The sequence below is a fragment of the Vibrio sp. YYF0003 genome (assembly GCF_036350715.1).
Classification (GTDB): domain Bacteria; phylum Pseudomonadota; class Gammaproteobacteria; order Enterobacterales; family Vibrionaceae; genus Vibrio; species Vibrio natriegens.
On sequence record NZ_JAZDWA010000001.1, the window covers coordinates 21875 to 43359 of the forward strand.

Sequence of the window (21485 nt, forward strand, 5' to 3'; positions counted from 1 at the left end):
ACGACGATGTTGTTTGTGAATTTGCTCTGTCTCGAAAGTGGCTAAACTATTTTTGAGAGGCTTCTTGAACTTCTATTTGCTTTAGCTTTTTGTTCATGGCTCTGATAAAAACGTTAAACATCACGCCACTGACTAAGCTACTTATCGTTATGGTAAAAAAGGCGGAAACAATCCAATCCACCAACGCGAAATCACTCACAATGACTCTGGGTTGATAGAGCGCGACACCAAGAATGACGACCCAATGCTTTATGCAATAGAAGCACTTAAACAGGTAGCCAATCATATACCCACACTTATTGGCAAGGTTCTGCACAGGAACAAAAAGTTCAGTTTGCGTGATGGTGATAGAGATACTGGATGCAGCAATGGCCAACACAAAACAGACCCACAAGCTTTCTGCTTGCGTCGTACTTAATAATTCAAACATAAAACGATCTTACTTAACTTAAACTGTATCATCAAAAGATACATTAAAGTTTGTGCGAATATCAACCACAAAACAAAGCTGGGTATTCTTTTATTCGTTTTGGTGTGTTGCTTCTGTGTGCTCGGTATATTGACGGGTAAACTCGTCACTCAAAGAGGCGAGGGTGACTTGTGACAGGCGTTTGAGTAACAGCGCTTCGGCTTCTTGTAGCGCTTCGTTTAACGATGTATTTACCGACTTCTCGACAAGGCAGTTAGGATTTTGGTTATCAAAGCCAATAGAAAATACTTTGGGTTCACCGATGGCTTGGTAAATATCAAGAAGTGTCACTTTTTCCAGGTCACAACTGATAGACCAGCCGCCGTTCTTGCCTTTTGTCGACGTTATATAACCTGCTTTGTTCAAACCAGCCATGGTTCTACGAATGACGGCAGACTGGGTTCCGAGCATAGTAGCAAAGTGCTGCGAGCTCATTGGTTTATTTTCGTGAGCCAAGTGAAGCAAGATGTGAAGTACGCGTGATAACCGGCTGTCTAAATTCATAAAATTATTGTAAATCCGACTGAATAAGAGCCGACATCATAACAATATCGTCAGTGTTCAGCACGTGTAATTGGTGAAGTGAAGTGGCATGGCTTCCCTTATCTTAGTTGTCTGGGGGAAATCAATCATCGCCGATGAATCGCGACAGGAATGCGTCGAGGTCCAAAGTTCTCTCTTGGTCCTGCAAATCGCCCAGGGATTTTGTGGCCACAGTGGTTGCAGTGGCCAGTGTCGTCTAAATGGTATTCTCCGAGTTGGTACCAATCTCTCTCAATGATCGGTTTACCGCAAGAAGGGCAATAGGTGGCATCGGAGTCCGGATCGTGAACATTGCCACAATAGACAAAGTGTAATCCGTGCGAGAGAGCGATATCCCGGGCTCGCAATAAGGTGCTCAGCGGGGTTCTGCCTTTGTCTAGCATTTTGAAATCCGGATGGAAGGCGCTGAAATGAAGTGGCACGTTTGCCCCCAGGTTCTCAAAAATCCACTGGCACATGGCATTAAGTTCAGTATCACTGTCGTTTTCACCTGGAATGAGTAACGTGGTGATTTCAAACCATACGTCGGTTTCTTTTTTCAAGTACAGCAAGGTTTCTAAAACAGGTTGTAGGTGACCGTGACATATCTTGTGATAGAAATGCTCTGTAAAGCCTTTCAAATCGATATTTGCGGCATCCATATGACGGTAGAACTCTTCTCTCGGTTCTTCGCAGATATAACCTGCGCTGACCGCAACGCTTTTCAAACCAAGGTCACGAGCCGCGATAGCTGCATCGATGGCATACTCCATAAATACTACTGGGTCGTTGTAGGTAAACGCTAAGCTTTTACAACCGTATTTCAATGCCGTTTTCGCTAGCTCTTCTGGCATTGCGGTGTCACATAAGGTGTCAAACTCGCGTGACTTACTGATGTCCCAATTCTGACAAAACTGGCAACTAAGGTTACAACCAGCGGTCCCAAAGCTCAGAACACTGGAGCCGGGATAGAAATGATTGAGCGGCTTTTTCTCAATGGGATCGATGCAAAAACCTGAGGAACGTCCGTAGCTGGTCAGGACGATTTCTCCCTGCCGGTGCATACGCACGAAACAAGCGCCGCGTTTTCCTTCTCGCAGTGTGCATTTGCGTGGGCATACATCACAACATACGCGACCGTCCTCTAGCTTATGCCAGTAGCGAGTTGGGAAATAATCGGGAGGAGAGGTTTGCATAGTGAATTCACCCTCTAATGACCTACACTAAAAGTATAGTTGATGCCATACGAGTAGGAATGCGATGAAATATCGGGAAGCCGCGGTGGCCGGAAGATTTTATCCCGCAACAGCAAATGAACTCATAACTCAGCTCGACGGTTATTTTGCCGAACAAGCACTACTAACTGAGGCGCCAAAGGCACTTATTGTGCCCCATGCAGGCTACTTTTATTCCGGCGAAGTAGCGGCTAAGGCTTTTCGCCTGTTGAGCAATAGCAAAAATACGTTTTCTCGCGTTGTATTGTTCGGACCCAGCCACCATGTCGCATTAGATGGCTGTGCCGTCCCGGACAGTGATGTATTTCTTACCCCAACGGGAGAGGTGATGATAGATCGTGAGGGTGTTGAGGATTTGCTGTCACAAGATCTGGTCGCAACATCAGATCAAGCGCATCATTGGGAACATTCGTTAGAAGTGCAGTTGCCTTTCCTACAATATTGTCTGAATGATTTCACGCTTTTACCAATAGTCGTGGGACGCGATTTACACGGATACGTTAAGCGAATATTGGAAACGGTGACTCAAACACCCAATACTCTCATCGTCGTGAGTAGCGACCTCAGTCATTACCATCCTTACAGCGAAGCCAATGAGATTGATGCCGATACCATTCAGCGTGTTTTGTCGTTTGGTAGCAACATTCACCCCGAACGAGCCTGTGGTTGTAATGCAATCAATGGTTTGCTCGACTTCGCCAAGGAACAACACTGGGAGATTAAGTGTATTAATTACACCAATTCAGGAGATGTGATGGCCCATCATGAAAATCGCGCTCCAGAGCCGTCTGAAGGAGTCGTTGGTTATGCTAGCTTCATCTTGTTTTGAATTAACTCAGGAGGCCAAAACACGTCTTTTGCAAATGGTTTGGCAGGTTCTTGATGAAGCACTAAGAGGTAATGGTTTACAGCTACCGCCAGAGCCAGATCTTAAAGAGTTACTCAAGCCAGCCGCCTGTTTTGTTACGTTACAGCATCACGGCAAGTTACGCGGCTGCATTGGTTCATTAGAAGCGAATGAACCTCTGTGGCTTAATGTCTGTAAAAATGCGTATGCCAGCGGTTTTCAGGATTCTCGGTTCCTACCTCTTACACTGAGTGACCGATCTGGATTGAATGTCGATATATCCGTCTTATCAAACTTAAAGCCTCTAACAAATCATGGTGAAGCAACCTTACTGGCAACATTGCGTCCCGGTATTGATGGGCTGTTATTAGAAGATGAATGGCACCGAGCTGTGTTTCTTCCTTCTGTGTGGGAAGTTTTGCCGACCCCTGAACAGTTTGTTCGTGCGTTAAAGCGCAAAGGAGGGTGGCCAGAAACTTATTGGGACGAAGACATTGTTATCCATCATTTTACAACCACCGTGATCTCTGAAATATAGTTTCGCCGCTGGTTCTATTTCTGACTTTGCAGAGCATGGGTAGGGTAGCGGTTTATCACATTTTCTAAAGTCATGATTCCAAACATGATTTTTCTAACAAATGATTCCGAGCTGCCAACAAAGTAAAAGTGGGGGTGCTTGGACCAGATTCGTTGCAGCTTTTTGTCTAATTTTGCTGCTTGTTCCAGAGATTCACTCCTGGTTGGATTGTTGCTGCTGATGTCTTGTCCAGATGCAGCAGCAGACTCAAAAAAGATCACGGCATCATAGCGTTCAAGTTCTTGCTCGAAAGTAGAGTTTATTTGCTTAAAGAAGTCACTTTCTGAATTGGGCCAGTAGGCGAGTCCATCAAGCGAACCACGGTCACAGACTAATAATCTATCTGGATACTGGATTTTATAGATGTCTTCGAGATTTTTTTGCAGTTGAAAAATGGTCTTTTGTACCATTTTAGTACTTTGTTCGTTGTCAGAACGTTCGACACCACCAGAGAAAAGTAGTGTGGCTGCCTCAGGAACAACCACAATTTTATCCCTCAGTTCTCTGCGAAAGAGATCCAATGCAGTAGTTTTCCCTCCGCCCGGGCCGCCGGTTACCACGACTTGTAACTGCTTTCTCATCCTAGCCTCTGACTTCAAGTAGTTTGTTGATATTTAAAGCATAGTCAAAAAATATACAAAGTTAGGTAATGTTAGGTTTAATAAATGGCTGGCTCTATAAGCCACTTACAAACTAGGCCGTACAAATATTTCTAAATCCATGAATGATTCGTGCTGCCTAAATAACCTCGAACGCAAGTCGTTTTTCATCATGCATATTGATCGAGTGCATTTCGATGGATCCTTGATGGAACTCACACAAAGTAATACGAGGGTCAGGAATAAAGTTGTTCGCACTGTAACCTGCGCCAGTATCAATAAATAACTTATTTTTCTTCATTTTGGGGCTGTTTAACGGGGTATGGCCGGACACAACAAAATCAACATTATCAATGTGCTTACCTGTACTTCTTAAAATATCATCCCGCCCCCAAAGCATGGTCTTAATCGAGTCTTTATCTACGGATTTTTCGTCGGGTGGCCACAGAGTAGATGGGTATTCCGCATGAAGTACACCGATGCGCCACTGGTTAACTTCCACACTAAGCGTCAGGCTAAAGCACGAGGCAACGGTTTCTCTGGCGGCTTCTTTTTCGGCTTGCGTTAAGGACAACCACCATTCGCCACCATTCATCATCCACATGGACTTTCTGTATGGGTCTTGATCGAATCTTTCCAAAATAAAGCTGTCGTGATTTCCCAGGACGGGAAAGAACCACTTTTCTCTCGCGAGGTTTAAACATCGTAAAGAGTCATCACCTCGATCGGTTAAATCACCAACCGAGAATACACGGTCTCGATATTTGTCGAAGTGAAGCGCCTTTAACGCATGAATAAACAGCTCGAAATTACCATGAATATCGCCAACAAACAGATCTTTTCCCAACGTATTTCGGGAGAAGCGAGTATGTAATGGTAAGTCAGATGGACTGCTCATGATCACTAGCTTACTTATATCAGTGATACCTTACTCAAGAATAGCACAGGCTAAAAAAGGGCAGTTTGCACTTACTAAGTCGTCGCTTTAGAGCGTCGTTAATTCTTATTGACTTCAGATAAAAGAAAGTCGCGAAACGTCTGATTGGCACGCGAAAGGTAGCTATCTTTACGCCAGGCCAAACTTAGGTCAATTTCGAACGTTTCGGCAAATGGACGAGTAACGATCTCATCGTCATCTCTTATTGCGACTTTCCACATAGGTGAAATGGCGTAACCTTGGCGAATCACTGCTTTGATTAAAGGCAGTAAGTTACTGCTAAACGCGACTTTCGGTTTCATGTTAACTTGTTGAGAAACTAGGTCGATTAAGGTGTGGTGATAGTAGCCTTTTTGAAACAGGACTAAATCGTGAGCAAGAAAATCAGAATATTCAATCACCTCTTTCTCTGCTAAAGGGTGATCGACGGCCATACAAACGACCATTTCTTCGCGGATAAGTGGGCCGCTTTCTAATTCCGGTGTGAGATCTTTACTCGCAACGACACCAAGCTCCACTTCTCCTTCAAGTAACATTCGTCGAATATTACGTGTGCCAGTATCGAGGATATTCATATCAATATTCGGATATTGATGCCTGAATGCCATCACAAGAGGCGGAAAGTAGTAAGAGCCGAGCATGCTGGGTACGGCAACGTCAACCAAACCCTGATCTAATCCTTCCATTGCCTGCATCGCCAGTTTGGCATCATCAGCCTGTTTTAAGATTTGTATAGCGTGCGAAAGAAACTCATTGCCAGCGACGGTCAAAGTAATACCACGATCTCTGCGATTAAACAGCGGCGTTTTCAGTTCCTGCTCCAGCTTCTTGATACTACTGCTAATTGCTGGTTGCGCTAAGTTCATCAACCTCGCTGCGGCGGAAATAGAGCTCTGCTCTGCGGCGGCAACAAAGTGCCTTAACTGACGTAATTCCATATCCACTCATCCTTACCTAGATCGCACAATGACGGCTTCGATTTATCTATGCATATAAATTTTATTTATGGATCTGATAAATACAAAATATTTTTTTTATTGTCAATTGGTCGATACCCTAGCGCTGTAACCAGTTTCATTAATTGACAAGAAAAAGTAGTTTGCAGTGAAAAAATCAGCCCATTACAGCAGAGTCGTCATTTGTGTCTGTCTCTTCTCCATCGTCACTTTTGCCAATATCTATTGGTTGCAGCCTTTGCTGCCTGTGCTTCAGAAAGAGTTTCAGGTTAGCTCTTTGGCTGCAAACTTAGCGATGTCAGCACCTTTATTTGGTATGGGGCTGGGCTTATTGATTTTCGCCAGTTTGTCTGACGCTATCGGACGGTGCAAAGTGTTATTAGTAGGGACCGCGATCGGGCTTTTGGTCTCGCTTGCTCTGCCTATGGTAAAAAGTTATGACGTTTTCTTAAGCTTACGTTTTCTTCAGGGTATGTTTTTGGCGGTATGTCCGGCATTGGCCGTACCGCTTATGGGCGAAGAACTGAGAAAAAGTTGGCTAGCAGGCGCGGTCGGTTTTTACGTAGCCTCTAACACACTTGGCGGGATCTGCAGTCGCTTAATGGGTGGACTCAGCACGGAACTACTGGGTAACTGGGCATACGCTGGCTATATGATCGCCGGTATCAGTGTGGTTCTTTATGTCATCATTTACTGTTTACTGCCTAAGCAGCGTCACTTTAAACCAGCTCCTCTTCGCGTGGGCAAATGTCTCAAAGCCTATGGCTATCACCTTAAAAACCCTCAGCTGGTGGTGTTGTATCTACTCATCGGTTTGGCATTCGGTACGTTTGTTAACCTTTCTAATTATTTGATGATGGTGTTAAGCGACTACCCATACAACCTGCCTAGCGATGTTCGTAGTTTGATGTTTTTAACGTTACTTGGCGGTACAACCAGCTCTTCGCTTGCTGGTCAGTTTGCGAAAAAACACAGTCAGATTGCTGGCGTGGCGTTTGGTGCAATCATTATGTTGATGGCCAACTTTTTAATGAGCTGGTCAAATATCTATACCATGGTCATTGGCATGGTGATGGTATCGGTCGGATTCTTTTTCTGTCATGCGCAAGCCAGTACCTTGATTGGTCGAAAAGCCACTAAATCTAAAGGCAGTGCCCAAGCGCTATACAGTTTGTTTTACTACTCAGGTGCGAGCTTAGGCGTATTTTTCTTAGAGCCGTTTTATCAAGCCTGGGGATGGCAGGGTATTCTGGGAGCCACACGTATCGCACTCGCGCTTTGTATCCTATTGGTGATCATTTACCAGTGGATCAAAATATACAAAGACAATCACTCTCATGCTATGTCATAAATGCTCTTTGTATGAATATGTTTAGTGTAGCGTTAAAGGAGCCTGTCGCGGGCTCTTTTTCATTTTGGATGAAGTAAAACATATGCAACTCTTGTGTTAATTCCATGTTTCAGGCAGTCTGGAAGTTCGATTCTATATCCAACTCATCCCCCGAGGGGTAATCGGTAAGCCGCTTTTGCCAACTATCCGTATTACGTGACACGGTGGACGCCTGAAAGGAAGCATAATGTCATTACGTGATCGGTTATTAGCTCTCACCATCGTATTGGTGTGGGGTGTCAATTTTGTGGTTATCAAAGTCGGCCTACAAGGGATGCCGCCTCTGTTACTGGCGGGATTGCGCTTTGCTTTAGTCGCGTTTCCTGCGTTGCTTTTTATTCCTCGCCCTAAAGTGCCTTTAAAATGGCTTGTTGCCTATGGCTTAACCATCAGTTTTGGACAGTTTGCGTTACTTTTCTGGGCGCTGAATGTTGGTTTGGCGGCAGGGTTAGCGTCACTTCTTTTACAGGCACAGGCATTTATCACGCTAGGATTTGGAATATTACTGCTCAAAGAAAAGGTGCAGCGTCACAATGTTATTGCAGTTGTGACCGCGGGTTGTGGCGTTTACCTACTTGCGGCAGCGCAACATGATGGCGCTGCGTCGCTTACTGGTGTGACCTTGATACTCATTTTAGGTGCTGCAACTTGTTGGGCGCTTGGCAACATTACCAATAAAGTGATCATGCAAAACTACAGCGTGCCGACTATGTCACTGATCGTCTGGAGCGCGTTAGTACCCACCTTCGCCTTTGCCATTGCCTCTGTTTCGATAGAGGGACCAGACGTTATCAAGAGCTCGTTGTTAAACATGCAATGGCACAACCTGTTTTCAATTGTTTACCTGTCACTTTTGGCGACTATTGTCGGCTATGGAGGCTGGAGTTACCTGCTGAGTCGTTATCCAACCGCTTTGGTTGCGCCTTTGTCTTTGCTGGTTCCGGTATTTGGCTTGCTTAGCGCATGGATTCTATTAGATGAAAGTCTGAGCTTGTATCAGGTGATGGGTGTAATTGTCATTGCAGTGGGGTTAGTGATTAACGTATTTGGTCGACGTTGGTTTAAAAGAAATGTGGCGCCAGTGTCTACCATTCAGTAAGTAAATTAACGACACGGCTTGGTGTCTTATAGGCGACAAGCGACGTAGTAAGTTTTATCCATTGGCGTTGAGTAAGATAATGCTTAAATAGCCCAATGGGAGAAGCGCCTCCCATTGGATAAGTTTCATGCTCCACGTTGTCTAAAACAGAGTTTGATTTATCTCATATTCAAACGGTAAAGTAAGAAAGCTCGTTTTTCTGATCGGATGCCATTGTTGATAACGCATGTGCTGCTTGAAGCGTCTCTTCAACCGCAACAACATTTTTCTTCACCAGGTCGTAGGTGTGAGTTGTACTTTGCGAAATCTCTTCAGTAACGCAGTACTGCTGTTGAGAGGCGGTAGCCACAAGCGTATTAATCTCTGATATGGATTCAACGGCAGTAGAAATAGATTCAAACGCAGACTTCACCCCATCGGCCAGAATGACAGACTCTTCTATTAAATCGACGTTCTTAGCCATGTTGCAGGTTGCTTTTTCAGATTGCTGTTGAAGTTTTTCAATGATTTCCTGAATGCTGACAGTTGACTGTTGTGTTTTTGAAGCAAGGTTTCGGACTTCATCGGCTACTACTGCGAAGCCTCGACCCTGTTCGCCAGCACGGGCAGCTTCGATTGCGGCATTCAACGCCAATAAGTTGGTTTGTTCTGAAATACCGTTAATGACTTCGATCACTGAGCCAATTTCCAATGCATGTTGACGCAGTTCTTCAATGATTTTCGCGCTTTCGTTAACTGAATCGTTAATATCGCCAGTAAGCATTATGTTTTGCTCTAGAGTTTTCTTACCACGTTGCACGCTATCTTGCGCTGTTCTTGCGGCATCTTCGGCCATCACTGCTTTATTACTCACCTCATTTGAAGTCGAAGATAACTCATTTATTGCGGTTGAAATCTGCTCGGCTTGCTCCAGCTCGAGCTGAGAATTAGCACGCGTGGTATTCATAATGTTACTCAACTGAGTAGAAGATGACGCGACACTTTCAGAAATAGAATGAGAGTTTCGGATAAGTGTGGAAAGTTTATTCGACAAGTTCACCAGAGACAGATAGATACCTGTTTCTATCCCTGTGGTTTTTAGCTCTTGAGTCAAGTTGCCTGCTGCCATTGTTTCCATAAAGTTGGCGATTTCATTTGGAATACCACCCACAGGGATAAGGACCAATCGTTTTAAAATAATCAGAACAAGGCTAATCGATATGATAAGACTGAACAGGCCAATTAACATCGATTTTTTTAACTGGCCATGCGCTGAGGCTTCAATAATTTCGTTTTTAATAAAAGTAGTATACTCCCACTTAGTTGAGTCAATTTTCCCCCAGAATGCGGTAAACTCTACATCTTGACCGTTTATTTCCGTTGTATATGAAAGTTCTGGTGATAATTCATTAAACTCTTTGTAAAGAGGTCTTACGGTATAAATATTTTTCCCGAGTAGCTCTTTATATGGGGCAATCAATATCGTTCCATCATGAGAATAAAGGAACATATCATCACGTTCAGTTAAACTAATTAGCACAGATTCTACATTTATTGTCGCTAGGGAGGCTGTATCATTGTTTAGCTTATATGCGACAGCGATGACTTCTTTCCCAGTTCGAGCTGAAATAAATGGAGGAGACACATAAAACTGCTCATTTTGATTAAAGATCGCTTTCCAGTAGCTTCGATCTAATTGCTTCACATTAAAGTCAAACGGCTTACCTTGAGGATCATAGATAACGCCATCTCGACGGAAAAGGTACACACCTTCACTGATGTCTTTTAGGTTCCTATCAAGAGTCTGAGTTTGAATGAGTGCATGGTCAGAGAGAACCGTTTGGGTATCTTCTGGCCCGATGTCGAACGAGGATAGAACTTTACGATAGCTTTCAATTTTCTCAGAGATGGCAATTTCTATCGACTCATTTTTTGAACGTAAAATATTCTTATACTGCTCAATGCTTTCATCATGAAAAGCATTGAAATCTAAAAATATCAACAATGAAATAATGAGGATGATGATAGACCCTAACGCCCCGGCAACCTTAAATGTAAATTTATTCACTTTTAATTATCTCTTTTAACATGGATTTTATTGTGGTTATATATGGATATTTTTAACTCATAATTAATGAATTTGTCATCACTAATTTAAAATAAAATTAGAGTAAGGGTACTAAAATAACTTTTAATATTGTGTCGTTTCAGATACGTAACCTTATTTTTCATTAAATATAATATTAAACAACGATTATCATAGATTTACTCTCTTAATCTAGTAACTAACATGTTTTTTAATTTAATAATTTTTGGGAAATTAAGAGAAAGTCGAAATAATTAGGTCTGGGTGGAATTTAAGATAAGAACGAAGACCGCTTGTTTTATTCGATTATTAATGAGAGTTGTAAAGAGCCGGGTTAGGCTCTTTACATTGTTGGAAGGTTATTAATCTTCGAGTTCTATTTCTTTAATGAACTTCGCTGGTACGCCGCCTACTACGGTGTTGGGCGGAACGTCTTTACTCACCACAGCACCTGCTGCAACAACAGCACCATCACCAATGGTGACACCTTGCAGTATGGTTGCATTTGCTCCAATCCATACGTTATTACCAATAACAATCGGTGCCGGGATGGTTGTCCCGCGTTTACGGGGATCTAAGTCGTGGTTAAGCGTTGCCAGAACGACGTTATGACCGACTAACGCACCATCCCCGAGGGTAATACCACCGTGATCCTGAAAACAGCAACCTGAGTTAATAAACACATTTTTGCCGATGGTAATGTTCTTGCCGCAATCTGTATTGAACGGTGGGAACATCATAAAGCTATCATGTATTGGCTTACCTGTTAGCTCAGACATGATCTCTCTTATTTCTTCTGAAGTGTGATAACTGCCATTCAGCTCTGATGTGATTTTAAGCGCTTGCTGCGCTAATTCGTAACACTGTAAGTGGATGTCAGAACCGCCTTCAATCACTCCGCCTTTGCGCATATATTCCAAGCAATCATTTAAAGTCATCGATACTTCCTGTTGTTTTCTATGATTATATTTAATTAATCAGTATCACACTGAGTCTGTGAATCAAGCATTAAATAGGCATTTTCTCAAGTGCCCCGATGAGTTGTTTTATGACAGCTTCACCTTAGATAGGAACGCATAAACGCAAAAAAGGTGGCTTGCCTTAAACAAAGGAAGAAGCCACCAAACTTAAGGAAGAAAGGTAATGGCAGAAATTTTGTCTTTGAGCGACAAGACTTCCGATTAACGATAGCTGTATAGGTACTCGGCAATCATTTGTGCGTTAGCAGGAACCGCCGTCTCGTATCCGTAGTATTTGCCGTATTTCGGACGAAGCTCTTCGGTCGCTTTGCGCGCGATTTCTCCATACCACGCTGGCAGCATTACGGTATGAGCGTTGATCTTATCCATTTCAACACCAAAACCAAATGGTACTTCTTGCATTGCTTTCGCTACGGCAGCTTCTAGGTCTGCAATAAAAGTGAGGTGGAAATTGAAATCATCGTGTGAGCCAACGTTACCGTGCCCACCGTTGAAGTGATCCCACTCCATAGCATTAACCGTCTTCAGGTTTTGTACTAAGTAAGTAAAACGTTCTGAGCCCGCAAAGTTCCAGAATGGTGGCTGATCCGCATTGAGTAAGTCCGGTGCATGCATGACTCGTTCTTGGACAAGTAACCACGCTGAGTGGTCGTCAGTATGCGCTGCGTGAGCGAAGCCGTGAAGTTCAATGGTTTGATCTTCAAACTGGAATTTACTTTCTGGCCATTCAAGTATTTTAGTCGGGCGAGGGATATTACTTCCCAGTAACTCCATTTTATCGACTGTTGCTTGTGAAGCTATGATCTCTGGTGCGATAGTTTGTGTACTTTTAATTGCTTCCAACAGCTCTGCTGTACCAGAAATATGGTCTGCATGGTCATGTGAATACACGATGGTCGCGATTGGTTTATCGGTTACAGAACGAATCGCTTGCAGAATTTTATCAGAACGCATTTCCAGTGGGTCAAATAGCAGGACGCCTTTTTCACCGACATAAAAAATGGTTGCGTAAAAACCGGATTCATACCAATAAGTGTGTTCTGTTAAACGTTGTAACACGTACGGTGTAGACATATTGAGTTGGAACAAATCGGCGACTTTCTCTCCAGGCTCTAAAGCCTGAGTGCTGGATTGAACTTTGTAAACCGCGTCAACAGTTGAAGGTGCTTCTTTGATGGCAGCAAATGCAGAACTGGCTGAAACGATGGCTCCTAAAAGCAGTGTGGGAGCGAACATACGAGGTAACGTAGTCATTGAAACTTCCTGTATTTTTTATCGAACTAGGACGTGGATCAATGTATATCTATTGGCATTGTGGATAAATTCCGATTGGGTTAAATGATTATTGCATAGATTGAAATAATGGATAGATTTACCGCCGCTCGAGTGTTTGTCGAGATCTCGGAACAAGGCAGTTTGACCAAAGCCGCAAAGAGGCTGGATATGTCAACGGCGATGGTTAGCCGTTATCTTGTTGCTATTGAAAGCTGGTTTGGTGCTCGTTTACTCCACCGCACGACACGAAAAGTTAGCCTGACAGCGGCTGGTCTAGCGAGTTTACCGGCATGTAAGCAAATGCTTCTTGCAGCCGAGGATGCAAAAAATGTTGCTCAGGAACACAGTGGGGAAGTTCAGGGGGAGCTGCGTATCAACGCCACTGGCTCATTTGCTGATGTGCAATTGACGCAAGCGATAGTGGATTTCCAGAGAATTTATCCCCGAATCAACATTGTACTCTCCGTTGCGGACAACCTTTCTAATCTGGTTGAAGAAAGGGTCGACCTTGCCATTCGTATTACTAATACGCTTGATCCAACTTTGATTAGTCGCCCGCTTGCGTTGTGTCGTTCAGTACTTTGTGCCTCACCAAGTTATCTTAAAGAAAAGGGTTATCCCAACTCTCTGGAGGACTTGCATAGCCATAACTGTATTACTCATATTGCTGGCGTTTTCCGTCATTACCGCTTCATACGACATGGTGAGATTGTTGAGTATCAAGTCGCTGGTAATTTACAAACCAATGAAACCGAGATATTACGTCGTGCGGTAATTTCAGGCGCGGGGATCGGCATGTTACCCACGTACTATGTGGGTGATGATTTGAGAGATGGCAAGCTAGTGAGTATTCTTCCGCAAGAAGAGCCTGAAGTGCTAGGTATACATGCTGTTTATTTATCACGTAATTACCAACCGGTTAGTTTGAGGTTATTGGTCGATTTTCTGGTCGAGCGTTTTGGCGGCGATATTCCACCCTGGGAAAGAAGCTTAATCGTTCAGAATTAATCTGCGGTATGGATGATTACGTTCAACTTCATCTATGGAGGCGGTTGAGATAGTCTACACTGTCTGACAGTTAAGTTAATATTTATAAGTCCTTAACTAAAAAGGATATGGAAGTACAACATGAACGAAATTAAACGACCTGTAAACTCTCATCGGGCTTATCATGCCCATGTCTATTTTGATCACCAAACGGTGGCGTTTGCGTCAGGGCTATGCCGAGAAGCCGAAGAAAGGTTTCGTGTAAAAATGGGACGAGTCCATGAGAAATTGGTTGGTCCGCACCCGAAATGGAGTTGTCAGCTCAAGTTCACGTCTAAGGATTTTGATGAGCTCATTCCATGGTTAGATGAAAATCGACAAGGTTTGTCAATTTTGGTTCACGCGCTTTCAGGTAACGAGTGGGAAGATCATACTCTGTATGCGTATTGGCTCGGTGAAAGCCTTGCGTTGGATTTATCTGTTTTCGAAGCGACATCAGAAAGAGAAGATTGATAGAGCCTATCACCAGCCGAATGGATGTTAAGGAGTCGCACTCGCGGCTCCTTTCTTTTTGTGTTTAGCCAGGATAAGGCAACTTAGAGGTTATGTTAAATCTTGAATATTTAAGTATCTGATCTAACCTAATATTTTAACAATAAGAATAATCATATCGTTGGCAGGTGATTTGTTATCCAGGGAGGCTGGGGAACATGAGCGAAGCGGTCAAGAAAAGTACTTTCAGTATGAAAGTAACAGTGGTTTCCGTATTTCTATTTTTATCTTCATTAATCGTTATCTTAGCCCTTTCATTACAGTATTACTTTAGTCAGGGACTTGCCAAAGATGCCGCATCAACGGCGTTCAACCGGACTGCAAATGGCTTTAGCGAAAAAATTGATTCACTCAATACACAAACAAGTAACCTCATCAATGTACTCTCACACTTTCCCCAAATAGATCAGGAAGTCGAAACCAGTGTTCAACACTCAGCCCGAGAAGTGATCGCGCAAGCGATGTTAAAAAATAATAATTTATATGGGGTATACATTGGTTATGGAAATGGCGACTTTTATGAGCTGATAAATCTCGGCAGCAGTGAGAATTTAAAATCCAAACACGGTGCGGCGACAGATGAAAGTTGGTTAGTGGTTAAAATTTATGAATCAGGAGGAGGAAAGGAGCGATTGTCTGAGTATTACGATAGTAATTTCAACCTCACTCGCCGCAATGTAGAGCCCACGACGTATTCTGCAAATAGGCGTCCCTGGTATCGAAAAGCCATCAACAGCAATGAAGTCGTCAAAACTGCGCCTTATCTTTTCCACAATCTACAAACGCCGGGTGTCACTTACGCCAAACGCATAAAAAATACCGATAGCGTTATCGCAGCAGATATCTCTCTTACATCATTATCCGCATTTCTTGCTAAGAATAACTCCGATGGCGAAGCAATGATATTTGATACCAACGGACGCATTCATGCACACTCCTTCGAGTTAGCCAGTGACACTGATGCTTTACCAACACAGCCGATAGCGTTGACTGCCGAAGAGAAGCATTATGTCGATTCGCTTGGTGTTCTTCGGATCGCGAATAAATCAAACTGGCCACCATTCGATTTCTCTTACAGCGGGTTACCGCAAGGTTATTCTACCGATCTGGTGAGTCTCTTAACCAAAAAACTCGGTTTAGACGTCAAATACGTTAACGGATACAGTTGGGAAGATTTAAACGCTCTGTACCTATCTGGTAATATCGATATTCAACAGTCAGTCCCCGAGCTGCCGTTAACGCCACACACGGGCTTATCGACCACACCGTATCTTGAGCTATCCAGCGCGATTGTCACCAGAACAGAACATCCAAACGTCAGCAGCTTAGATCAGTTAGAAGGGAAGTCACTGGCTATCTCGGTGGGATCGGGATTGGCTGAGCGTATTCAGCGCGATTATCCCAATATTAATGTCCTAAAAGTGAAAGACAGTCTAAGTGCACTTAAAGCGGTGGAAAACCGAACAGCCGATGCATCGTTGGAGTCTAAGCGAGTCGCAGACTACTTGGTTGGTGCTTATTCTCTTAGTGAGTTAAAGGTACATCAAGCAATACAAGGCTTCGATCAAACGTTGTCGATAATGGTTGCTGAAGATAAAAAGCCACTGGTGAGTTTACTTAACAAAGCCATGGCATCTGTTTCTGACACAGAGAAGCAATCGCTAGAAAAGAAATGGTTAGAAGATCTGGGCGATCAAAGCAGTCAAAACAACAATATTGTCCGTTCTCTTAAAGCGGGGGTTGTGCCGTTTCGTGAACTGGTCAACATGGCAAAACAGAGCGAAACGGACAGTCCGGTATTGGCATCAATTGAAAGTCACGGCAAACCGTACACCCTTTATGTTCAGCGAGTCGAAGCAAGCCTGGGCACCAAAGAATATATAGGATTTGTTCTACCCACGGAGATAATTCAAGCGCCGTATATGGATAAAGTGAACAAGTCTACGGTCATCACGTTTGGTGCGATGTTGTTGCTTTTGCCAGTACTGTTGTTTTTCGCCAATGTCATTGTCCGACCGGTTCGGGCATTATTTGGTGAGAGCGAAAAAATCAAGAAGCGGAATTTTAGCTCAGTAGAGAAAGTACCAAGTTGGATAGCCGAGCTTTCGGCGCTTTCGGATTCGATGTTCTCTATGTCTCGCTCGATCGAAGAATATCAAAAACATCAGCAAGAATTAATGGACTCGTTCGTCAAGCTGATTGCTCAAGCCATTGATGACAAGTCTCCTTATACGGCGGGGCACTGTGAGAGGGTACCAATACTTGCGATTGAACTCGCGAAAGCCGCTAACAAGAGTAATTTGCCAGCCTTTAAAGATTTCAAACTGAAAACAGAAGAAGAGTGGCGGGAGTTTGAAATTGCCGCGTGGTTGCATGATTGCGGTAAAGTGACCACACCAGAACATATCGTCGACAAAGGCACCAAGCTTGAAGCGATATTTAACCGAATCCATATGGTTAGAATGCGTTTTGAAGTGTTGTTAAGAGAGGCGGAAATTGACTATTGGAAAGGCATTGAATCTGGTAAAGATGCCGACGAATTGAAACGCGCGCTTGCTCAGCGTCAGGAGCAGATTAAAGATGACTTTGCCTTTGTTGCCCAATGTAATGTGGGTGGCGAGTTTATGTCTGATGAACACTTGGATAGATTGAAGGAAATCGCCTCTCAAACCTGGATTCGCCACTTAGATGACCGGCTGGGTTTGTCGCCAGAAGAAAGCCGACGTATTGAAAGCATAGAGTCTCAGAGTGTGCCGTGTGAAGAAAATCTGTTGTCTGATAAGCCAGAGCATTTGATTAAATGGCCGCAAGACCCTAATAGTAAAACTGGTGAAGAGATTAAAATGCGCGCTCCTCAATATCAGGCAAATCAAGGAGAGCTGTATAATTTGAGTATCGGCAGAGGTACGTTAACTGCAGAAGACCGTTACCGAATTAACGAACATATTGTTTCTACGATACGAATGCTTGAAGCTTTGCCATTACCGGAAGAATTAAGGCGTGTTCCAGAATATGCAGGTGGTCATCATGAAACCCTCCGCGGTGACGGATATCCAAAACAACTCAGTGCAGATGAATTGCCGACCGCAACTCGAATTTTAGCCATTGCCGATGTATTTGAAGCACTCACCGCATCTGACCGACCGTATAAAAAAGCCAAACCACTAAGTGAAGCGATAAAAATACTCAATTTTATGGTTCAAGACGGGCACTTAGATAAGGATTTGTTTGAGCTGATGTTAAATCATAACCTTCACATCGAGTATGCGAAAACATTCCTACCAGATGAGCAGATTGATGTTGAAGAGTCACAAAATTGTAGCAAGCCTTTAGAGCCTGAAACTCAGAACGTAAGTGGTGGGTTCTAGTTTAAGCGCGAGGTTTTAATATAAGAGGATCAAAAAGGGCGAGCATCAACCTGCTCGCCCTTTGTTTGACTGTTTACAGTTGTTCAGCAAGCTGTGGCAAAATCTCAAACAGATCGCCGACTAGCCCGTAATCAGCAACTTCAAAGATAGGGGAGTCTGGATCTTTGTTGATCGCAACAATGACTTTTGACTCTTTCATACCTGCAAGGTGCTGGATTGCACCAGAGATCCCAACCGCAATATAAAGCTTAGGTGCAACAATTTTACCGGTTTGGCCAACTTGTAAGTCATTCGCGACAAAACCAGCATCGACGGCAGCGCGAGACGCCCCAATCGCTGCGCCAAGTTTGTCGGCGACTTTTTCGATAAGCTCGAAGTTTTCTTTGCTGCCCACGCCACGACCACCAGAAATCACGATTTCAGCGGCGGTGAGTTCAGGTCGCTCTGAAACGGTCTTGTCGATAGCGACCAACTCAACAACTGGAGATTGAACGGTGGTTTGCTGATGTTCAATGTCAACTTGGCTATTGCAGGCAACCGGGTCAAAGGCCGAAGCACGCACGGTGACCACACGCAATGAGTCGTTTGATGTTACTTTAGCGAACGCGTTGCCCGCATAAATTGGTCGGATAAATGTCTTGTCATCCACCACTTGAACGATATCTGAGATTTGTCCAACTCCGCATTTAGCTGCGATGCGTGGCGCAAGATCTTTCCCTTTTGATGAAGAGTTTGCCCAGATGCCGTCAAATCCGTCGGCTATCCCTGACACAACTGGAGCAATATTTTCGGCGAATTGGTGCACCAGCGATTCGTCGTCAATGCAAATCACTTTGGCAATACCATCAACTCGGCTTGCTTGTTGGGCAACGTCTTCACACTGATAACCAACCACGAGTAGAGTATTGTCTTGGCTCACCTGACTCGCAGCATTCACAACTTTCAGCGTATCGGCATGCAGTTGCTGGTTGTCATGTTCTGCAATAATTAGATTCTTCATGAAATCACCTTCGCTTCGTTACGTAGCTTATCAATAAGTTCAGAGACAGACTCTACTTTGATGCCTGCTTTTCGTTGCGCTGGTGGCGTGACTTCAGTGATGGTCTGGCTAAATACAATTTCAACACCCAGGCTCTCGGGAGTGATCGTATCTAGTGGTTTGCGTTTGGCTTTCATGATGTTTGGCAAAGACGCAAAGCGAGGCTCATTTAAGCGTAAATCAGTGCTGATCACCGCTGGTAAGCTCATTGCTACTGTCATCAAACCGCCGTCAACTTCTCTCACTACCTGAACCTTTTGATCTTCAATCTTCACTTCCGAAGCGAAGGTTGCCTGAGGCCAGTCAAGCAGAGCTGCCAGCATTTGTGCGACTTGGTTATTGTCGGTGTCGATAGACTGTTTACCGGTGATCACCAGCTGAGCTTGCTCTTGTTCGACGATCGCTTTTAGTAGTTTCGATACAACCAGCGGTTCAATCTTGTCTTCAGTTTCAATATGAATGGCTCGATCTGCGCCTAGCGCTAGGGCAGTACGCAATTGTTCCTGACACTGTGTGCCACCCGCACTCACAACGATGACTTCTTCTGCAATCCCTTGTTCTTTAAGTCGCACAGCTTCTTCAACGGCGATTTCACAGAAAGGGTTGATAGTCATCTTGACGTTATTGGTTTCAACATCGCTGTTGTCCGACTTAACACGGACCTTAATGTAAGGATCAATGACCCTTTTAATTGGCACTAGTATTTTCACGTTAGATTCCTTTTTACAGTGAAGACTATGTGTTTACAGTGAAGACGATGTGATGACGTCTTTAAATTGATGTTAATTTACCTTTACGTTTGCGTCAACTTTAAATATATTGTTGTTTAACAAGTTGGCAACATGCAAAAAGAAGAAGGGAATACAACCATGGAAAGAGACTGCATGGAGTTTGATGTTCTGATTGTTGGCGCAGGGCCTGCGGGCTTGTCTGCTGCCTGCCGCATTAAACAGTTGGCAATGGAAAAAAACCAAGAAATCTCAGTTTGTGTTGTCGAGAAAGGTTCAGAAGTCGGAGCGCACATACTCTCTGGTGCGGTGTTTGAAACGCGCAGTCTGGAGGAGTTGTTTCCTGAATGGGAGGCAATGGGTGCCCCACTGAATACTAAAGTTAATCAGGATAAAACCTACTATCTGAGTAATGAACTCAATGGTCATGAGCTGCCAACGTGGGCAGTGCCGAATACGTTACACAACGAAGGTAACTACATAATAAGCTTAGGTAGCTTATGCCGCTGGATGGCGAATGAAGCGGAAAACTTAGGCGTGGAAATTTACCCAGGTTTCAGTGCCAGTCAGGCTATCTTTGACGAGCAAAACCGTGTTTGTGGCGTAATTACTGGCGATATGGGCTTGGATAAAAATGGCGAGCAGAAAGCCAATTTTGAGCCGGGTATTGAGCTTCGTGCTAAGTTTACTCTGTTTGCCGAAGGTGCACGTGGACATATCGGTAAGCAACTGATTAACAAATTTAATCTGGCTGATGATAAAACGCCTCAGCACTATGCGATTGGTTTTAAAGAGCTGTGGGAAGTTCCAGCCGAGCAGCATCAGCAAGGGTTAGTTGTGCATGGGTTAGGCTGGCCACTTGCGAGTGAGGCAACAGGGGGAAGCTACCTTTATCATTTGGAAGGTAACCAAGTTGCGGTTGGTCTGATCGTCGACCTTAATTATACCAACCCTCATCTCAGCCCGTTTGACGAATTCCAGCGGTTCAAACATCACCCGATGATTGAGCAATACCTTAAAAATGGTAAGCGCATCAGCTATGGCGCGAGAGCGATCGCCAAAGGCGGATTTCACTCCCTTCCAACTCAACAATTTGCTGGGGGGTTACTGATTGGCTGTGATGCAGGCACGCTCAATGGTGCCAAAATCAAAGGCACTCATACCGCAATGAAATCGGGGATGCTTGCCGCCGAAGCAGTATTCGAAGCAATTTTAAATCAGTCGGTTAGTGCTGATTACCAGAAACATTTCCACCAGTCTTGGTTATACCAAGAACTGTATCAGGCTCGTAACTTTTCGAGTGGTATTCACCGCTTTGGCGCTTGGTTAGGTGGAGGCTTGGCGATGCTGGAACACAACGTGTTAAAAGGCAAAGCGAAGTGGAATGTACGCTGTGATAATCCTGATCATCAGTCGTTACTTTTGGCAGAAAAGAGCCATGAGATTGCCTATCCAAAACCGGATGGCGTATTGAGTTTTGATCGCCTCTCTTCAGTCTATTTGTCCAATATCTTCCACGAAGAAGACCAGCCATGTCATCTGCATCTTGCTAGTCAGCGAATTCCAATAGAGCAGAACTTAGCTCTTTACGCCGAACCAGCACAGCGCTATTGCCCTGCTGGGGTGTATGAAATAGTCAAGGGTGAGGAACAAGCTGAATTACAGATTAATGCGGCAAACTGCATTCACTGTAAAACCTGCGACATCAAAGACCCAAGTCAAAACATTACCTGGACACCTCCAGAAGGGGGCGGTGGCCCTAATTATCCGAACATGTAATTTTGCATGTAATTTCTATTAACAATTTATTTACTTAAAGTTTGCGTTAGTTCAAATCTTAATCGATGAACTGGATTGCAA

General features: G+C 44.0%; 19 protein-coding genes. 8 read left to right on the forward strand and 11 right to left on the reverse strand.

Annotation, left to right across the window (positions count from 1 at the left end):
* Positions 1 to 46: 46 nt before the first annotated feature.
* The 3 genes from V1U08_RS00115 to amrS all read right to left on the reverse strand — a co-directional run bounded on the left by V1U08_RS00115 (position 47) and on the right by amrS (position 2187).
* Positions 47 to 430: a DUF1360 domain-containing protein gene (locus V1U08_RS00115; RefSeq protein ID WP_330469581.1), complete on the reverse strand. Its 384-nt coding sequence runs from the start codon at positions 428 to 430 to the stop codon at positions 47 to 49.
* Positions 431 to 520: 90 nt separating this feature from the next.
* Positions 521 to 973: an Rrf2 family transcriptional regulator gene (locus V1U08_RS00120; RefSeq protein ID WP_065303431.1), complete on the reverse strand. Its 453-nt coding sequence runs from the start codon at positions 971 to 973 to the stop codon at positions 521 to 523.
* 125 nt (positions 974 to 1098) lie between these two features.
* Complete coding sequence (gene amrS / locus V1U08_RS00125) at positions 1099 to 2187, reverse strand: AmmeMemoRadiSam system radical SAM enzyme (RefSeq protein WP_330469582.1); 1089 nt, start codon at positions 2185 to 2187, stop codon at positions 1099 to 1101.
* Between the two features lie 64 nt (positions 2188 to 2251).
* On the opposite strand from amrS, the gene amrB reads away from it, so the two are divergent.
* Both amrB and amrA read left to right on the forward strand, forming a co-directional pair.
* A complete protein-coding gene (gene amrB / locus V1U08_RS00130) occupies positions 2252 to 3055 on the forward strand; it encodes an AmmeMemoRadiSam system protein B (protein ID WP_065303433.1) in 804 nt (267 codons plus the stop codon).
* A complete protein-coding gene (amrA, locus tag V1U08_RS00135) occupies positions 3033 to 3611 on the forward strand; it encodes an AmmeMemoRadiSam system protein A (protein WP_020333752.1) in 579 nt (192 codons plus the stop codon). Before amrB ends, amrA begins: the two co-directional genes overlap by 23 nt.
* Positions 3612 to 3625: 14 nt before the next feature.
* Here amrA and V1U08_RS00140 read toward each other — a convergent pair whose 3' ends face one another.
* From V1U08_RS00140 to V1U08_RS00150, 3 genes are all read right to left on the reverse strand, one after another.
* Positions 3626 to 4231 (reverse strand): AAA family ATPase, encoded by a 606-nt coding sequence (locus V1U08_RS00140; RefSeq protein ID WP_014233929.1) that lies wholly within the window; start codon positions 4229 to 4231, stop codon positions 3626 to 3628.
* A 157-nt stretch (positions 4232 to 4388) separates the two neighbouring features.
* Complete coding sequence (locus V1U08_RS00145; protein WP_330469583.1) at positions 4389 to 5147, reverse strand: metallophosphoesterase; 759 nt, start codon at positions 5145 to 5147, stop codon at positions 4389 to 4391.
* Positions 5148 to 5245: 98 nt separating this feature from the next.
* Entirely contained in the window at positions 5246 to 6124 is an 879-nt protein-coding gene (locus V1U08_RS00150) for a LysR family transcriptional regulator (protein ID WP_020333754.1), read from the reverse strand.
* Between the two features lie 166 nt (positions 6125 to 6290).
* On the opposite strand from V1U08_RS00150, the gene V1U08_RS00155 reads away from it, so the two are divergent.
* Positions 6291 to 7493 (forward strand): MFS transporter, encoded by a 1203-nt coding sequence (locus V1U08_RS00155; RefSeq protein ID WP_014233932.1) that lies wholly within the window; start codon positions 6291 to 6293, stop codon positions 7491 to 7493.
* 226 nt (positions 7494 to 7719) lie between these two features.
* Positions 7720 to 8631, forward strand: a complete 912-nt coding sequence (locus tag V1U08_RS00160; protein ID WP_330469584.1) for an EamA family transporter — start codon at positions 7720 to 7722, stop codon at positions 8629 to 8631.
* A gap of 169 nt (positions 8632 to 8800) precedes the next feature.
* On the opposite strand, the gene V1U08_RS00165 is transcribed toward V1U08_RS00160, so the two are convergent.
* The 3 genes from V1U08_RS00165 to V1U08_RS00175 all read right to left on the reverse strand — a co-directional run bounded on the left by V1U08_RS00165 (position 8801) and on the right by V1U08_RS00175 (position 12930).
* Positions 8801 to 10678 carry a methyl-accepting chemotaxis protein gene (locus V1U08_RS00165; protein WP_330469585.1) on the reverse strand — a complete coding sequence of 626 codons (1878 nt, stop codon included), beginning with the start codon at positions 10676 to 10678 and terminating at the stop codon, positions 8801 to 8803.
* A gap of 380 nt (positions 10679 to 11058) precedes the next feature.
* The gene (locus V1U08_RS00170; RefSeq protein WP_330469586.1) at positions 11059 to 11634 is read right to left on the reverse strand and encodes a DapH/DapD/GlmU-related protein; all 576 of its coding nucleotides are present in this window, start codon (positions 11632 to 11634) and stop codon (positions 11059 to 11061) included.
* A gap of 243 nt (positions 11635 to 11877) precedes the next feature.
* Positions 11878 to 12930, reverse strand: coding sequence for an MBL fold metallo-hydrolase (locus tag V1U08_RS00175; RefSeq protein ID WP_330469587.1), 1053 nt, complete (start codon positions 12928 to 12930; stop codon positions 11878 to 11880).
* Positions 12931 to 13038: 108 nt separating this feature from the next.
* Between V1U08_RS00175 and V1U08_RS00180 the strand changes: the two genes are divergently transcribed.
* The 3 genes from V1U08_RS00180 to V1U08_RS00190 all read left to right on the forward strand — a co-directional run bounded on the left by V1U08_RS00180 (position 13039) and on the right by V1U08_RS00190 (position 17858).
* Positions 13039 to 13959: a LysR family transcriptional regulator gene (locus tag V1U08_RS00180; protein WP_330469588.1), complete on the forward strand. Its 921-nt coding sequence runs from the start codon at positions 13039 to 13041 to the stop codon at positions 13957 to 13959.
* Between the two features lie 120 nt (positions 13960 to 14079).
* Positions 14080 to 14451, forward strand: a complete 372-nt coding sequence (locus V1U08_RS00185) for a DOPA 4,5-dioxygenase family protein (protein WP_330469589.1) — start codon at positions 14080 to 14082, stop codon at positions 14449 to 14451.
* 197 nt (positions 14452 to 14648) lie between these two features.
* Entirely contained in the window at positions 14649 to 17858 is a 3210-nt protein-coding gene (locus V1U08_RS00190) for an HD domain-containing phosphohydrolase (RefSeq protein ID WP_330469590.1), read from the forward strand.
* A gap of 73 nt (positions 17859 to 17931) precedes the next feature.
* On the opposite strand, the gene V1U08_RS00195 is transcribed toward V1U08_RS00190, so the two are convergent.
* Positions 17932 to 18858 carry an electron transfer flavoprotein subunit alpha/FixB family protein gene (locus tag V1U08_RS00195; RefSeq protein ID WP_243977927.1) on the reverse strand — a complete coding sequence of 309 codons (927 nt, stop codon included), beginning with the start codon at positions 18856 to 18858 and terminating at the stop codon, positions 17932 to 17934.
* A complete protein-coding gene (locus tag V1U08_RS00200; RefSeq protein ID WP_020333759.1) occupies positions 18855 to 19607 on the reverse strand; it encodes an electron transfer flavoprotein subunit beta/FixA family protein in 753 nt (250 codons plus the stop codon). Before V1U08_RS00200 ends, V1U08_RS00195 begins: the two co-directional genes overlap by 4 nt.
* Before the next feature lie 159 nt (positions 19608 to 19766).
* On the opposite strand from V1U08_RS00200, the gene V1U08_RS00205 reads away from it, so the two are divergent.
* Positions 19767 to 21404, forward strand: a complete 1638-nt coding sequence (locus V1U08_RS00205; RefSeq protein WP_330470218.1) for an electron transfer flavoprotein-ubiquinone oxidoreductase — start codon at positions 19767 to 19769, stop codon at positions 21402 to 21404.
* Positions 21405 to 21485: the final 81 nt, after the last annotated feature.